At 67.7% G+C, this 15773-nt stretch carries 13 protein-coding genes; 9 read left to right on the forward strand and 4 right to left on the reverse strand.

The window, feature by feature from the left end; all coding sequences use genetic code 11:
• Positions 1 to 6 precede the first annotated feature (6 nt).
• A complete protein-coding gene (locus tag ABRP34_RS09425; protein ID WP_353713028.1) occupies positions 7 to 2643 on the forward strand; it encodes a hypothetical protein in 2637 nt (878 codons plus the stop codon).
• Positions 2644 to 2766: 123 nt separating this feature from the next.
• Positions 2767 to 3573 carry a class I SAM-dependent methyltransferase gene (locus tag ABRP34_RS09430; RefSeq protein ID WP_353713029.1) on the forward strand — a complete coding sequence of 269 codons (807 nt, stop codon included), beginning with the start codon at positions 2767 to 2769 and terminating at the stop codon, positions 3571 to 3573.
• A 46-nt stretch (positions 3574 to 3619) separates the two neighbouring features.
• Here ABRP34_RS09430 and ABRP34_RS09435 read toward each other — a convergent pair whose 3' ends face one another.
• Positions 3620 to 3994 carry an STAS/SEC14 domain-containing protein gene (locus tag ABRP34_RS09435; RefSeq protein WP_353713030.1) on the reverse strand — a complete coding sequence of 125 codons (375 nt, stop codon included), beginning with the start codon at positions 3992 to 3994 and terminating at the stop codon, positions 3620 to 3622.
• Between the two features lie 135 nt (positions 3995 to 4129).
• Between ABRP34_RS09435 and ABRP34_RS09440 the strand changes: the two genes are divergently transcribed.
• Positions 4130 to 5842 carry an ATP-binding protein gene (locus ABRP34_RS09440; protein ID WP_353713031.1) on the forward strand — a complete coding sequence of 571 codons (1713 nt, stop codon included), beginning with the start codon at positions 4130 to 4132 and terminating at the stop codon, positions 5840 to 5842.
• Between the two features lie 91 nt (positions 5843 to 5933).
• Here ABRP34_RS09440 and ABRP34_RS09445 read toward each other — a convergent pair whose 3' ends face one another.
• The gene (locus tag ABRP34_RS09445) at positions 5934 to 6092 is read right to left on the reverse strand and encodes a hypothetical protein (RefSeq protein WP_353713032.1); all 159 of its coding nucleotides are present in this window, start codon (positions 6090 to 6092) and stop codon (positions 5934 to 5936) included.
• Between the two features lie 219 nt (positions 6093 to 6311).
• Here ABRP34_RS09445 and ABRP34_RS09450 point away from each other — a divergent pair, with 219 nt between their 5' ends.
• From ABRP34_RS09450 to ABRP34_RS09460, 3 genes are read left to right on the forward strand one after another with little or no spacing between them, the layout of a single operon-like run.
• Positions 6312 to 7373 (forward strand): hypothetical protein, encoded by a 1062-nt coding sequence (locus ABRP34_RS09450; protein ID WP_353713033.1) that lies wholly within the window; start codon positions 6312 to 6314, stop codon positions 7371 to 7373.
• Positions 7373 to 7804 (forward strand): hypothetical protein, encoded by a 432-nt coding sequence (locus ABRP34_RS09455; protein ID WP_353713034.1) that lies wholly within the window; start codon positions 7373 to 7375, stop codon positions 7802 to 7804. The genes ABRP34_RS09450 and ABRP34_RS09455 overlap by 1 nt, the downstream gene beginning before the upstream one ends.
• Positions 7788 to 9329, forward strand: a complete 1542-nt coding sequence (locus ABRP34_RS09460) for an EAL domain-containing protein (protein ID WP_003797646.1) — start codon at positions 7788 to 7790, stop codon at positions 9327 to 9329. Before ABRP34_RS09455 ends, ABRP34_RS09460 begins: the two co-directional genes overlap by 17 nt.
• Before the next feature lie 181 nt (positions 9330 to 9510).
• Here the strand turns inward: ABRP34_RS09460 and ABRP34_RS09465 are convergent, their stop codons facing one another.
• Positions 9511 to 10668: an acetate kinase gene (locus ABRP34_RS09465; RefSeq protein WP_353713035.1), complete on the reverse strand. Its 1158-nt coding sequence runs from the start codon at positions 10666 to 10668 to the stop codon at positions 9511 to 9513.
• A gap of 8 nt (positions 10669 to 10676) precedes the next feature.
• On the reverse strand, positions 10677 to 12809 hold the full coding sequence (pta, locus tag ABRP34_RS09470) for a phosphate acetyltransferase (RefSeq protein ID WP_353713036.1): 2133 nt from the start codon (positions 12807 to 12809) through the stop codon (positions 10677 to 10679).
• Positions 12810 to 13076: 267 nt separating this feature from the next.
• Here pta and ABRP34_RS09475 point away from each other — a divergent pair, with 267 nt between their 5' ends.
• From ABRP34_RS09475 to paaK, 3 genes are read left to right on the forward strand one after another with little or no spacing between them, the layout of a single operon-like run.
• Positions 13077 to 13889 (forward strand): type II CAAX endopeptidase family protein, encoded by an 813-nt coding sequence (locus tag ABRP34_RS09475; protein ID WP_353713037.1) that lies wholly within the window; start codon positions 13077 to 13079, stop codon positions 13887 to 13889.
• 36 nt (positions 13890 to 13925) lie between these two features.
• Complete coding sequence (gene paaI / locus ABRP34_RS09480; protein WP_003797654.1) at positions 13926 to 14369, forward strand: hydroxyphenylacetyl-CoA thioesterase PaaI; 444 nt, start codon at positions 13926 to 13928, stop codon at positions 14367 to 14369.
• A 10-nt stretch (positions 14370 to 14379) separates the two neighbouring features.
• Complete coding sequence (paaK, locus tag ABRP34_RS09485) at positions 14380 to 15753, forward strand: phenylacetate--CoA ligase PaaK (RefSeq protein ID WP_353713038.1); 1374 nt, start codon at positions 14380 to 14382, stop codon at positions 15751 to 15753.
• The last annotated feature ends 20 nt before the right edge of the window (positions 15754 to 15773 follow it).

Consider the following 15773-nt stretch of genomic DNA (forward strand, 5'->3'; position numbering starts at 1 on the left):
TCCTGAATGAGCGCCAAACACAGCGGGCCGTCCGGCATGGACGGCCCGCCGGTCTCCCCTTCGTCAACACCCGATCCGCATCCCGTACCAGGCATGATTCCATCGCCCGGTCCGACGGCGGCTTCCGCCCCGGGCGGCCCGGTCGCGTCTTTCGCAACCCCGGCGGGAGTCCCGACGGCGGCGGGTGCGTCCCCCGCCCAAGCCGGGCGGACCGCCGTCGTAATGAGTTCTGGCACCAATCCCGGCGGCGGGGTGCCGGTGCGGGCGGAGGGAGTCCAGCTCATTGGCGAGGCCAAGGGATCCGGCTACCGGGAGGCCCCCTCGCTGGTCCGCCGTGCCGACGGCCAGACCCTCCAGCTCACACAGCTGCTATTTCAGGTCCTTGACGCCATCGACGGTGTGCGGGATGTCGATGAGATCGCGGAGGTGGCGAGCGCCCGGTCCGGCCGGCTCATCACTGCGGACAACGTCAGGACCCTGATCGAGGGCCAGCTGCTGCCGCTCGGCCTGCTGCGGCTGGCGGACGGGTCGCAGCCGGGGGTCCGCAGGGCGGATCCGCTGCTCGGCATGCGGTTCCGGTACACCGTCACGGACCCGGAGCGCACCCGGAAGCTGACGGCGCCGTTCGCTGTGCTGTTCAATCCGCTGATCATGGCAGTTGTCGCCGCGGGATTCCTGGCCTCGTGCTGGTGGGTATTGATGGTCAAGGGCCTGGCGTCCGCCACACACGACGCCTTCGCGAACCCGTGGCTGCTCCTGTTGATTTTCGCCGTCACGGTGCTGTCGGCCGGCTTCCACGAATTCGGCCACGCGGCGGCCGCACGCCGCGGCGGCGCCACTCCGGGCGCGATGGGTGCCGGGCTCTACCTCGTCTGGCCCGCCTTCTATACGGACGTCACCGATTCCTACCGTCTGGGGCGCGGCGGCAGGCTTCGCACGGATATCGGCGGGCTGTACTTCAACGCCGTGGTTGCCGTCGCCACCATGGGCGTCTGGTTGGCCACGGGTTTCGATGCGCTGCTGCTGGTGGTGCTCACGCAGATCCTGCAAATGGTGCGGCAGTTGCTGCCCCTGGTCCGCTTCGACGGCTACCACATCCTTGCCGATACCACGGGCGTGCCGGATCTGTTCCAGCGGATCCGTCCCACTCTGCTCGGGCTCCTGCCCTGGCGGTGGGGCAAATCCGAACCCGAGGCGCGGGCCCTCAAGCCGTGGGCGCGCGCCGTCATCACGGTCTGGGTGCTGGTCACTGTCCCCCTCCTGCTGGCCAGCCTGGTGCTGATGGTCGCCTCCTTTCCACGGCTCCTGGGCACCGCGTGGGCGAGCCTGCAGCACCAGCAAACCCTGCTGTCCGGCAGCCTCGCGGAGGGGAACTTTGCCGACGCTGCCGTGCGGCTCCTGGCGATTGCCGCCGTCGCCCTTCCCGTGGTTGGCGTGGTGTACATGCTGCTCCGGCTGGCGCGGCAGCTCATCACCGGGCTCTGGACCAAGACCCGGGGCAAGCCGCTGCAGCGCGCCACCGCAATGGCAGCGGCCGGCGCCGCCGTTGCCGGGCTGGCCTGGGCATGGTGGCCGCTGCCTGACAACTACCGCCCGGTGCAGCCCTACGAACGCGGGACACTCCTCGATGCCACGGCCGCGGCCTATCCTGCCCTGGCTGCCCCGGACGGAACCCTGCAGGAAGGACGGACGGGGCAAACGGTGGCGCTGTGGCCGGACGGCACCGCCCTGCCCACCCGGGAGCAGCCGCAGCTCAGTATGGTCCTCGTGCCGAGCCAAGGCACCGCACCTGCGTCGGTGCCCGATAAGCCTCAACCGGACGAGGGCGCGGGTACGGCACCCGGCGGGGCTGTACCGCCGTCGTGGGTCTTCCCCTTCGACCGGCCCCCGGCCCCTGAGGAGGACGGCAACCAGGCACTTGCCGTCAACACCACGGATGGCTCCGTCACTTACGACGTCGCGTTCGCGCTGGTGTGGGCCGAGGACGGACCGGTGGACACCCGCAACGAGGCCTACGCCTTCGCCAGCTGCGCGGACTGCGCGGCGGTGGCCGTCGGGTTCCAAGTGGTGCTCATCATGGGCCAGGCGGATGTGGTGGTGCCCGAGAACCTCTCCGCCGCCGCGAACTACAACTGCGTCCGGTGCCTGACGTACGCCTTGGCCAGCCAGTTGGTCCTCACGCTTGACGGGCCGCTCAGCGCCGAAGGCATAGCCCGGCTCAATGCGCTGTGGCAGGAGATTGCCGAGTTCGGACGCACGTTGCAGGGCGTCCCCCTGTCCGAGATCCAGGGACGGTTGAGCGCCTACAAGGATCAGCTCACGGAAATCATCCGGACCGATCCCAGCGCCAAGCCCCGGGCTGGCGCTAGCACTCCGTCACCGGGTTCCACGCCATCGCCCGGGGCCAGTGGCGGAGCTGAGCCGGGCTCGGGATCCGAGCCAGGTGCGCCTGTACGGGGTGAGCCGACGCCGGGCGTCCAGTCGCCGGGTGTGCCGTCGCCAGGAACGACGGCGGAGCCTGTGGTCCCGACGGGAACGGGAACGACGCCGGTCCCCGCCCCGGCCAGCTCTGGCGCAGCACCGGCCCCCGCCACTACGGCTCCCGGCGCCGCACCGGCTGCGTCACCGGCCCAGGAGCCGTGAATTAACCATCCGCTGCTCCGGAAGTGCCCTTTTGGCGGCTCAAAAGGGCACTTCCGGAGCAATCGATGGGTCGCGGGGACCGGGCTGAACGGCGACGTGTCCCAGGCAACATATATTTGAAGGATGCTCTCGGCGCTGAAGAAATACCTGCTGCTCCCCAAACTGGTGAAGCTGGCCTCCAACGCGCCCAAGGACCCGGGCGTCGCCTGGGACCAGTACTGGGGCAGGGTGGGGGCCACAGGCGCCCGCGGCGACGTGCTGTGGGATTCGGGCAGCGACCACGAGCTGCGGGCGTATCTGGAGCATCTGACGCGGCAGCTGGACCCCAGCCTTCCCATCGTCGATGTCGGGTGCGGCAACGGCGTCTTCAGCCGCGCACTTGCCGCCTACTTTCCGCATGTTTTGGGGGTGGATGTCTCAGCCAACGCCATCGCACGAGCAGCCGCCGAATCCGAAGGGCTGGAGCGCGTCTCCTACGCCGCGGTTGACATGACAGCACCAGCGGGCAACCGTGCCGTGACGGCCGCCCTGGCCTCGGCCGGGTTCTCCGGTGAGGCCAACATCTTCATCCGGGGAGTCCTGCATGTGCTGAAGAAACCCGCCCAGGCGGCCCTGGCCGGGCAACTGCACCCGCTTGTGGGCAAGCGTGGCCGCGTATTCCTGGCCGAGACCGACTTCCACGGAAATCCGGTCCAGTACGTCAGCCATCTCGGAGCCACCCTGCACTCCATCCCCGGGCCACTCGAGAAGGCCATCCGCGGACTGCCCATGCCCGGCCGCTTCGGCACCGCACAGCGCAGGAGGGCTTTCCCCGAGGCGAGCTGGGATGTGGTGGAGGACGGCCCGGTCACGATAGAAACCCGCCCGCTTAAATCCCCAGACCGGCCGGAACAGATCCCGGGGTATTTCGCGGTGCTCCAGGCCCGCTGAGCAGGAAAGCCTGAACAGGAAGGCTCCCTGAACCGGAAGCTGAAGGCTACGGGACCTTCAGCCAGGACTCGGCCTCGGCCTTGTTCGTGAAGAACCGGGTGGGGCACGGGAGTTTGTTGATGCCCAGGATGAAGTTGGCAATCACCCGGTCCACCGGCGACACACCGAGCAGCGCAATCCGTGAGGCCTGGCAGGGACGGCCGAACACTGCACGGGCTCCCCGGCTCACATCGGAGGTGGTGGCCATGTCCACGAGCATGGGGTGGCGGCTGTCGCCGCAGACCGCGTTGACCTGCGCCATGGCGGCCTCGGCGTCCGCCTCAGTGATGCTGGCGTCCCTGGCCCAGGTCAGCCGGAGCAGGCCTTCTGCATCCAATTCCAGGTTGAAGAGCGTGTTCCGTCCGGTGCTGTTGAAATTCAAATCAAACCTCCGCGGTGCCTAACGTGGACAAGTATCAAGGTACATCCCTCCAGGAGGCTGCCAACCGGCGGCCTACTGATAATGTGAGTCCAAATTCACGGTAGCCTCAAAAGGCACTCGCAACACAGGGGGCACATGGTCCAGGCACCGGCGGAGTTCCACTCCGCACCTCACGAGGCAGTGGTCGCGCTCACCGATGACGCCCGCCTGGACGCCGTAGCGTCTGTCCTCAACGATGCGGGTTTCAGCGTCCGGAAGGCCTCCGACGCCGGTTCCCTCGCCGGGGAGCTGGAGGGCAACCGAGCCGCCGTCGTACTTCTTGATGCAGAGCTGACGGACGGCTACCGGTGGGAGGGCACGCCGGTGCTGCTCCTGGTTGACCTCGCAGGTGACTTCGACCTTGCCCGGCTTGAGCCCTGGGGCATCGCCGATTACATCTCCCGCGATGCGGCTCCCCGGGAACTGACCCACCGGGTGGAGACCCTGATAGGACGGGCGAGGGAACGCCGCCGCATCCGGGCCGAAGCCGAATTCCTGCGAGAAAGCCTCCGCAACGTCTCCGCCGCCATCCGCGGCACCAACAGCCCCCAGCAAATGGCCGGCCACCTGGTCCGCGGCTTCGGTGAATCCCTGGGCGTGGACCACGTCTGGTTCACCACCTTCCAGGATTCGCGGGTGCCCCGGATCAGTGCCCAGTGGTCCCTGCCCGGCCATGCCAAGCTGCCTGACACCCTTGGTGCGTTCGAGGACGAGGCCAGGGAGCAAACCACCTCGCTGTGGTCCGCCGCCGAGGCGCTGGCGGTTCCGGATCACCAGACGGACCAGTCCGCCGCGCTGGCCGAGGACCTGCGGGAATGGTCCGGTTTGGGCTCCGTCCGGGCCTCGGTTGCCTTGCCGGTGGGAGAAGGCGAATCGGCACTGGGGATCATCTGGATCGCGCAGCTGGAGAAGCCGCGCGACTGGTCCAGGGCCGAGATCGCCCTCATCCAGCACGTGGCCGGCAACCTCGCGCACAGCCTCATCCAGGGCCACCTGATCAGCGCCCAGCTGCAGGTGCTGCAGCAGTTGCGGGAACTGGACAAGGCCAAAACGGATTTCCTCGCCACCGTCAACCACGAGCTCCGCACGCCACTCACCTCCATTACCGCCTACCTCGACATGATCCGCGACGGGGCGGGCGGCCCCGTTCCGCCGGGCATCCTGTCAATGATGGACGTCATCTCGCGGAACTCCGACCGCCTCCGCAGGCTGATCGAGGACATGCTCACCGTCTCCCAGCAGGACGCCTCCGGCAACCTGAACCTCAAGCAGGTGGAGCTTGGCCAGGTCCTGCGGATCGTGGTGGCCGCACTGCGCCCGCTCGCGGATTCGCGGAACGTCACGATCACGGGCGCCGACTCGCATGAGGACGTGAAGGTCCAGGCCGACGAGGCCCAGCTGGAGCAGGTTTTCACCAACATCGTGGCCAACGCCATCAAGTTCACCCCGAAGGGGGGCCGGATCAGCATCAGCTTCATGACCGCCGCTTCCGAGGCCGGCGGCCCCTGCGCCGTCGTGGACGTCATGGACACCGGAGTCGGAATTCCGGAGCAGGAAATCGCCCAGGTGTTCACCCGCTTCTACCGGGCGTCCAACGCCTCCTCCGCGGCCATTCCGGGCAGCGGACTGGGCCTGGCCATTGCCTACGACATCGTCCGGCGCCACGGCGGATCACTGGACCTGTCCTCCGTGCTGGGCGAGGGGACCACCGTCTCGGTGCACCTCCCGGTCGACGGCCCCCGGGCCGATGAAACGGACGACGACGGGGCCGACGGCGACGAAGCGGCCGTCGCACCCCAAACCGACTGACCGGCGTCGCCCATCTCAACCCCAAACCAAAACCGTCCCGGACCAGCAGGTCCGGGACGGTTTTCGTAACTCTGAATGACTGCTGCCAACCTTAGTTGGGCCACCAGCCGATGGTGGCGTAGTTGACTTCGCTATTGGAAGTGGAGGACGTGGTGGTGTCCTTGTCCTTCGGGGCCGCGTTTGCAGGAGCAGCGAAACCTGCCACTGCAAGGATGCCGGTCATAACAAGTGTTGCGGCAAGTTTCTTCATCCGCTGTCCCTTTCGTCGTTTGTAGCTGTGAACCGTATTACACATTACGGGCGACAGTATACGGTCACTGGATCAAGGTTTGGTCAAGTCATTTCCTGTCAATTCCGCAGGTTTTGCCATGTTTCTCCGCAGGCGACTTGCAATTGCCGTAACAAGCGGAGTTCAGTCCTCCTCCGCGGCCGACCGTGCGCAGGATTATGGATAATTGGGAGCATGCCTATGCAGCGCGATTTGTCACCGTTCGTGATCGCGGAGTTGGCTGCGCGCGAAAGCTGGAAACGGCGGGACTACGCCTCTGGATATGCCGAGGCCGGGCACGCCGCCGAGCTGGCCCAGGAGGCCGGGGACGAGCTGCGCTGGTGGAAGATGGTCCTGCTGCAGGCCGAATGCCTGCGGGACCAGGGATCCATCCAGGAGTGCCAGCAACTCGCCGTCGACCTGGCTGCCCATCCCGTTGCCAATTCTGCCCCCGATCTGGGCGCCCGGGCAGCAATTCTGCTGGCACATTCCCTGCAGGGCCTTGGCCGGCTCCCCGAAGCGGTGGATGCCGCTACCACCGCCGCCCGGCTGGTGGCGGGCGACTTCGAAAACGTCTACCTGCACATCCAGGCCCAGCAGGCCCTGATCGCCGCCCTCGCGGAAAGCGGCCGGCACGAGGACGCCTGGCAGGAGTGCCTGGACCTGGAGTCGCTGCTCACCGACCACGTGGACGAGGACACGGCAGGCAAGGCCTACTGGGTGATCGGCAACGTGGCATTCCTCAGCAACCGGGTCAATGAAGGCGGCCACTACCACGACCTCGCCGCCGGCAAGCTCTCCCCCTCGCAGGACGTCGACCTGTGGGCGCGCTTCAACCGTGCCTCCGCGGAAATGCGCCTGCAGGCCAAGCTGGGTGACGCCGCAACGCTGCGCTGCATCGAGCGCGCCGAGCTCGCCACCGAGGTGGTGGGCGGCAGCGAACGGGACATCCTGGAGATGTCCCTGGTCCGCGCCCACTGGTACTACCTCACCGGGGACATGGGGACGGCGATCGGCCTCCTGACTCCGCTGCGCAGCAAATTCCCCATCCTCGCCACCCAGACCGCGGCGGAGGCCACCTTCATCCTGGGCAGGGCGCTGATGGCGCAGGGACACGAAGCGGAATCACTGCAGATGCTTGACGAGGCCGCTACGCTGTTCGATACAGCTGCTGCACCGGAGCGTAGCGCCACCGTCCGTGGTTTCATCGCCTCAGCGGAGCCTTCGGACCGGCGCCATCAGCAATTTCTCCAGGGGGGGTAATGCCAGAAGCGACAGTGTTTCCCGGTGCCGCACCGCTGCAGCCGGTGGTCCCGACGCGCCCGGCGTCCGCGCCCGGCGTTGCCTGCACCAGGCTGCACGACCTCGCTGTCAAAGCCGTACTGCCGCGCGGCGCCGATCTTAATGAGACCGCAACCGCCCAACTGTACAGCCGCATTGGTGAGCTGGCCGGGGACCGGAGGGTCGCCGTCGTGCTTGAACTGACCGGGGTAAGGTCCGTAAACCGCGCGGCGCGGGCAGCCTACGCGGCGATCCCCTCGGTGTCCGCCTGGGCGATCCTGGGTGAATCCCCCGTGGACAGGCTGCTGGGGCACTTTCTGCTGGGCGGCGAATTCAACTCGGTGCCGGCCCAATACTTCACCGCCGAAACCGACGCCCTGGACTGGTTGAGCCGCCTTGACGACGTTCTCTAACGACGATCCCCGGCTCGGGAAGCTGCTCGACGGCATCGTCCGGCTGGCGGCGGGGGAACTCCACTCGCGCATCGAGATTTCCGAGGCCCGGGACGAGCTGGATGCGGTGATCATGGGCACCAACCTGCTCGCCGAGGACCTGCAGATCATCTACCAGGAGCTCGAGGAGCGCGTGGAGTCGCGCACACGGATGCTCAATGCGGCACACAAAGAGCTGCAGCAGATGGCGCTCATGGACGCCCTGACAGGACTTTACAACCGGTCGGCGCTGGTCAGCGCCGTCAACGATGCCCAGGCGGAGGCGGCCGACGGCGGACTGCCGCCGGCCCTGCTGCTGCTGGACCTCGATGCCTTTAAGAGCGTCAACGATTCCCTGGGCCACTCCATGGGTGACAAGGTGCTGGCCACTGTGGGGGCACGGATCCGTTCGTGCGTGCGCGACGGCGACATGGTGGCCCGGCTCGGCGGTGACGAGTTCGCCGTCCTGCTGCCTGCCACGACGCCGGCCAAGGCTGCCGCCGTCGGGAACCGGATCCTGGACTCCCTGAACGGGACACTGGAAGTGGACGGCAAGACCATCCGCTGCGGTGCGAGCCTGGGCCTGAGGATTGCCGATCCCGGCGAGACGTCCGAGGAACTGCTCATGGAGGCGGACATCGCGATGTACGCCTCCAAGGCCGACGCCCGCAACAAGCTGCGGGTGTTCGAGCCGGCCATGCTTCACGCCCGGCAGCTCCGCAACCAGCTGGTCGGGGAACTGCGCGAGGCCATCGCCACCGACCAGCTGGTGCTGTACTACCAGCCGGTCATCGAGCTTGCCTCAGGAAAAATCGAGGGCGTGGAGGCCCTGGTCCGCTGGAACCACCCCAAACGCGGCCTGATCATGCCGGACGAATTCATTCCCATCGCCGAGGAGACGGGCCTCATCTCGGAGCTCGGCAACTGGGTGCTCAAGAACTCCGTGGAGCAGCTCCGGCGCTGGCGGAGTTCCCCGGAGACCGGCCGCCACAACTTTGACATGCGCATCAACGTCTCGGCCGCGGACCTGCAGCGGCTTCAGTTCATCGAGGACGTCCGGGATGCGCTCACCGCCGCGGATCTCGAGCCTGCCCTCCTGGTGCTGGAGCTGACGGAGAGCGACATCATCAAGGGCAACGAGCTCGACCGGTACACGCTCGCCTCCCTGCGGAAGCTCGGGGTGGGCCTGGAGATCGACGACTTCGGCACCGGGTACTCGTCCATCAGCTACCTGCGGCGCCTGCCCGTGGACCGCGTCAAAGTGGACCGGACGCTGCTCACGGCCCTCGGCAGCGACCCCGCGCAGCCTGCGCTGATCGCGGCCATCCTGCAGCTCATCCGGGCCTGCGGGCTCGAGGCCGTGTGGGAGGGCGTGGAAAACGCGGAGCAGGCCGAGCACCTGCGGAACACCGGCTGCATCAGCGGGCAGGGCTACTACTTCAGCCGCCCGCTCCCGGCAGCCGAGTTTACCGAACGCCTCGCCTGGCAGGACATCTGGCCCGGCTAAGGCCCGCTGATCGAGCCAGGCCCGCTGATCGCGCCTGTCCAAGCTAATCGAGCCTGCCGAGAGCACGGGCTCCGGCGAACGCTCCACGTCGACGATGTACCAAAAAGGGCCGCCTGAACCCGTCGACAGGCGGTCATATCTGGCAATACGGCGTGGTTTCGCTCCCCACCCGCCCCCTAGCTCAACCAGCGGCGACGGCGGCGGCTGTTGCCTCGGCGATGGCGCGCTCCTCGTCCGTGGGTACCACCAGCACGGGGATGGCGGATGCTTCGGTGGAAATCACGCGGGGTTCCTTGGACCGCTCACTGTTCAGCCCGGCGTCGAGCTCTATGCCCAGCGCGCCCAGCTTCTCCCCCACCAAAGCGCGGAACTGGTGCGAGTTCTCGCCGATCCCGGCCGTGAATACCAGCGTCTTCGCCCCGCCAACCGCCACGTGGTAGCCGCCGATGTACTTTGCCAGCCGGTAGGACGCGACCGCCAGTGCGGTGGCCGCGCGCGAGTCACCGGACTCGGCCGCCTCCACCACAGAGCGCATGTCGTTGTTGCCGGCGAGCCCCTTGAGCCCGGACTCGCGGTTGAGCATCGAATCGAGGTCCTCGGCATTCCAGCCGGTGCGGGCCAGGAACACCAGGATGGACGGGTCCAGGTCACCGGAGCGTGTGCCCATGACCAGGCCCTCCAGCGGCGTGAAGCCCATCGACGTGTCCACGGACTTGCCGCCCCGGATCGCCGTAACGGAGGCGCCGTTGCCGAGGTGGGCGATCACGCCGTCGAACTCCTCCACCGGGATATCCAGCAGCGCGGCGGCACGGTTGGTGACGTATTCGTGCGAGGTTCCGTGGAAGCCGTACCGGCGGATCCCGTGGTTGGTGTAGAGCTCGTCGGGAACGGCGTAGCGCCAGGCGTGCTCGGGGAGGCTGCGGTGGAAGGCGGTATCGAACACCGCCACCTGCGGCATGTCCGGCCACTTCTTTGTGATGGCGCGGATGCCCAGCACGTTCGCGGGGTTGTGCAGCGGCGCCAGCGGGTTGAGCCGTTCGATGGCGCGGGTGATCTCGTTGTCGATCAGCACGGGCTCGCCGAACCGCTCGCCACCGTGCACCACCCGGTGCCCCACAGCGTCCAGCTGCCGGTCCCCCAGCACCTCATGGATGGCCGCGTCCACCTGTTCAAGTGCTTCGGCGTGGTCTGCGGGGCCCACCACCTCGCCGTCGCCCTGGCCCCCGTTGGACACGCCGATCCGCTCGATCAGCCCCTCGGTGAGGACACTGCCTTCGGCGACGTCGCGCACCTGGTACTTGAGCGAGGACGAGCCGGAGTTGATGACGAGCACGAGCATGGGGCCTCCTAAGCCTTGGCTGCTGAAACGGCGGACGGTTCTGGGGCGTTGGGGGTTTCCGGAGGGACGGTCAGGCTCTGTGCCTGGATCGCGGTGATGGCCACCGTGTTCACGATGTCTTCCACGGTGCAGCCGCGGGAGAGGTCGTTGACGGGCTTGCGCAGCCCCTGCAGGACGGGCCCGACGGCGACCGCTCCGGAGCTCTGCTGCACCGCCTTATACGTGTTGTTGCCGGTGTTCAGGTCCGGGAAGATGAACACCGTCGCCTGACCGGCGACGGACGAGCCGGGCATCTTGGACTCGGCGATGGAGGCGTCCACGGCGGCGTCGTACTGGATGGGGCCCTCGACGGCGAGATCAGGGCGGCGTTCCCTGACCAGGTCAGTGGCCTGCCGGACTTCCTCCACGGCCTCGCCCGAGCCGGAGCCGCCGGTGGAGTAAGACAGCATGGCCACCCGGGGCTCCACCCCGAACTGGGAAGCGGTTTCGGCCGAGGCCAGGGCGATGTCCGCGAGCTGCTCCACGCTGGGGTCCGGGTTTACCGCGCAGTCGCCGTAGACCAGCACGCGGTCCGGCATGAGCATCAGGAACACCGAGGAGACGATCTTCACGCCCTGCCGGGTCTTCACGAACTCCAGGGCGGGGCGGATGGTGTGGGCGGTGGTGTGCGCGGCGCCGGAGACCATGCCGTCCACCACGCCCAGCTGGACCATCATGGTGCCGAAGTAGCTTTCGTCCTGCATGACCTCCAGTGCCCGGGCCAGGTCAACGCCCTTGTGCGCCCGGAGCTCGGCGTACCTGGCGGCGAAGTCCTGGCGCAGCTCAGAGGTGGCGGGGTCCACGATGTTGATGCCGGCGAGGTCGATGCCGCGGCTGGCGGCGAGCTCCCGGACGTCGGCTTCCCGGCCCAGCAGCGTCAGGTCGCAGACGTCCCGGCGGTGCAGGATTTCGGCGGCCTTCAGGATCCGTATGTCCTTGCCCTCCGGCAGCACGATGTGGCGGCGCTGGGCGCGGGCCCGCTCGATGAGGTCGTGCAGGAACCGCAGCGGCGTCATCCGCTCGGCGCGGGGCAGGTGCAGGCGCTCGAGCATCTCGGCCTCGTCCACCTGCCGGGACCACAGTCCCAGCGCGGAGGCCACCTTGCGCCGGTGGCCGCTCCAGATTTCGCTGCGGACCTCGGACACGCGCCGGGCCGTGGTGTAAGTGTCATCTTCCGTGGCGAACACCGGGAACGGCGCGGAGGCCAGCAGCGGATAGATGTTCGCGTCCGGGGCCAGGCCACCGGTGAGGATCAGCCCGGACGGGACCGGGAACTCGGGCGAGAACGACGACGCCAGGCACGCCACCATCACATCCGCCCGGTCACCTGGCACGATCACCAGCGCGCCGTCGTCGAGGACGTTCAGGAAGTTGCCCACATTCATGGCAGCGACCTTGACGTCACGGACGTCCCGCTCCATGTCCGCGCGGCCGGCGATCTGCCGCAGCGCCAGCGCCGTGCCCACCTCGCCCGTGGTGGGCCGGGCGATGTCTTCCAGTTCCGGGAAAACGTACACCGGCCGGCCGGACGCGCCCGGCTTCACGGCGGCGATGATCGCGTCCACATCCTCCGGGTCTGCCCGGTTCACCATCATGGCCAGGAGCGAGCACTTCTCGGCGGCCAGTTCCTTGCGGGCGACGTCGACGGCGGCCGCGGCCTCCGCCACGCTGCGCCCCTTGGCGCCCACCACAGCGACGATGGGCGCGGCCAGGTTGTTGGCCAGGCGGGCGTTGAGGTCGAATTCGACGGCGGCGTCGTGACCCGTGAGGTCCGTCCCCTCCACGATGATCACGTCGCAGTGCCGGCCCATCTCGGCGAAGATCTCCACGCAGCGGGAGTCGATGTCCTCGCGCCTGCCTTCCGCGAGCAGGCCGCGGACCTCGGTGAATGTCAGCCCGCCGCGGCAGCGCTGGTCGTCCAGGTCGAAGCGGGACTTCATGAGCGCCACCATCGGGTCCGCGCCGGAGTCGTCGCCGTGCACCACGGGTTTGAAGAATCCGATCCGGTCCGCGTGCCGGTGGAGCGTGTCCGCCAGGCCCAGCGCTATGAGCGACTTCCCCGATCCCGGGGTGGTCGCACTGACATATATCCCTTTGGCCATGATCTGTCCTCTGGTTGGAAGCTCCTGCGTGGAACGTGCTGCATTGGACGTGCCGGATTACTGACGGACGCGCCAAAGCGCGCCCTCCCCCATACTTTCACTTGTTGCCGCGCTTCCGGGAGCAGACAATGGTGTTGATTGCCACGTCGGCGCACATTCGCCGTCCCGGACCCGGAGTGGGCCAGCGCCCCGGGACCGGCCCCATCCGCAGCAACGTACCGGACAGCGGCCGGCTGCGCTGCAACGTCCTGAACGATGGTGGTCCCGATGAACCCCGCTGGCCGCGCTTCATGGCCCGCCGCCCATCGGCTCGCGGTGTTCTTCGCCCTGGCCTTCGCCATTTCCTGGCTGGTGTGGCCGCTGACCCTCCTCAACCCGAACAGCTCGCCGCTGATACCGTTCGGGCCTGCCCTGGCCGCGGCCATCACCGCCTTTCTCGCAGGCGGCAAGGCCGAGCTGCTGCAGCTGCTCCGGCAACTGGCCCGGTGGCGCGTGGCCGGCCGCTGGTATTTGGCCGCCGCGGGATTGCCCTGCCTTCTGGTGACGCTTTCGACCGGACTCACGGTCTCCGGCGGTGCGCCCGCCCCGGAGCTTGGACCCAACCCGGGCTGGTTCATGCTGCTGGGCACCTTCGTGTTCACGCTGGTGACGGTTGGCCTCTTCGAGGAACTGGGCTGGCGCGGCTACGCCCTTCCGCTCCTGCAGCGGGACCGCCCGGCCCTTTCCGCAGCACTGCTCCTTGGGCTGGTGTGGGCGGCGTGGCACCTGCCGGAGCTGCTGTCCGATCCCACCGGGCAGCGCCCGCCGCTTCCGTTCCTGCTCATGGTCCTGGCGCAGTCCGTGCTGCTGGGCTGGCTCTACAACAGCAGCGGCAGCGTTCCCATCTGCATGGTCTTCCACGCCGCGTTCAACACCTCCGGCGCCCTGGTCTTTCCCGCTCTGCTGGGGCCTGACTACCTCACGCTCTGGTGGACTGTGGCGCTCCTGCATGTCCTGGCCGCGCTGGTGGTCATCGCCGTCGCCGGGCCCCTCCGGCTGGCCCGCACCCTTGACATGAACCCCTCCCATGGGATTACCTAATGAACATTCGGTAAATAAAGCTGGAGGCAACGACGCATGGCTGAAACGGCAATCCCCGGTGTGGCCCACCACATCCTTGAGAACGACTACGCCTCGGAATGGATGGGCATCGAAGTCCTCACCCTCAGCGACGGCCACGCAACCATCCGGATGACCCTCCGGCAGGAAATGCTCAACGGCTTCGGCATGGCCCACGGCGGAATGATCTTCGCCTTCGCAGACTCCGCGTTCGCCCTCGCCTGCAACCCCGCGTCGCCCGCCGACCCCGACAGCATCACCGTTGCTGCCGGCGTCGACATCAACTTCCTCAAGCCGGCCTACCAGGGCCAGGTGATCACCGCCGTCGCCGACCGCCGCTCCAGCGCGGGCCGCAGCGGCCTCTACGACATCCAGATCTTCGCTGCCGATCCCGGCGCCCAGCTGCCGGGGGAACTCATTGCAGAGTTCCGCGGACGCAGCCGTACCATCTCCAAGAAGTAGGAAGCAGACCATGACCCTCCACGCCCCTGAACCCGCTGTCGCCGCGCCCACCGAGACCGGAGCGCACCCCATCGCCGCCGCCCTCGACCCCGAGGAGACCATGTCCCGGGACCAGCTCGAGGCGCTCCAGCTCAGCCGGCTCCAGCACACCGTGGCGTACGCGTACGACCGCGTTCCGCTCTACAAGCGCAAGTTCGACGACGCCGGCATCCACCCCTCGGACCTGCGCGAACTCGCCGACCTTGGCAACTTCCCCTTCACCACCAAGGAGGACCTGCGCCAGGAGTACCCGTTCGGCATGTTCGCCGTCCCGCAGAGCGAAGTGGCCCGCGTGCACGCCAGCTCCGGCACCACAGGCCGGCCCACCGTCGTCGGCTACACCAAGCAGGACCTTGCCGACTGGGCCAAACTGGTGGCCCGGTGCCTCCGTGCCTCCGGTGTCCGCCCTGGCATGAAGGTCCACAATGCCTACGGCTACGGCCTCTTCACCGGCGGGCTGGGCGCCCATGCCGGCGCGGAAGCCCTGGGCTGCACGGTGATTCCGATGTCCGGCGGGCAGACCGAGCGCCAGATCCAGCTCATCCAGGACTTCGAGCCGGACGCCATCCTGGCCACGCCCACGTACCTGCTCACCATCGCCGATGCCATGGCCCACATGGGAATCGATCCCACCTCCACATCGCTGAAGTACGCAGTGCTCGGCGCCGAACCGTGGACGCAGGAGATGCGCCACGAGCTTGAAGTCACCATGAACATCAAGGCCTGCGACATCTACGGGCTCTCGGAAGTCATGGGACCGGGCGTTGCCGGCGAATGCGTGGAGACCCAGGACGGCAGCCACATCTGGGAGGACCACTTCCGGCCGGAAATCATCGACCCCTTTAACCCCGACCCGGGCAAGGAAAACGTACTGGGTGACGGCGAGCACGGCGAACTGGTGTTCACCTCGCTCACCAAGGAAGCCCTGCCGATCATCCGCTACCGCACCAAGGACCTCACCCGGCTGCTCCCCGGCACCGCCCGCCCGGCGCACCGCCGGATGGGACGCATCACGGGCCGCAGCGACGACATGATCATCCTCCGCGGCGTGAACCTCTTCCCGTCCCAGATCGAGGAAATCGCACTGCGTATCCCCGAGCTCAGCCCGCACTTCCAGCTGGTGCTCACCCGGCCGGAGGGCCAGCGTATGGACCAGCTGACCGTGAAGATCGAGCGCCGTGACAATGTCACCGCCGCGGACAGCACGACGGCGGCCCGCACCCTGCAGGAGCAGATCAAGATCCACGTGGGTTCTTCATGCACGGTGGACGTGGTGGAGCCCGGCTCGCTCGAGCGATCCAGCGGCAAGCTGCGCCGGATCTACGACATGCGCCCGAAGGGGTAGCCTCCGGGCGCACGTCTTCA

Source organism: Arthrobacter sp. K5 (assembly GCF_040448525.1).
Lineage (GTDB): Bacteria > Actinomycetota > Actinomycetes > Actinomycetales > Micrococcaceae > Arthrobacter > Arthrobacter globiformis.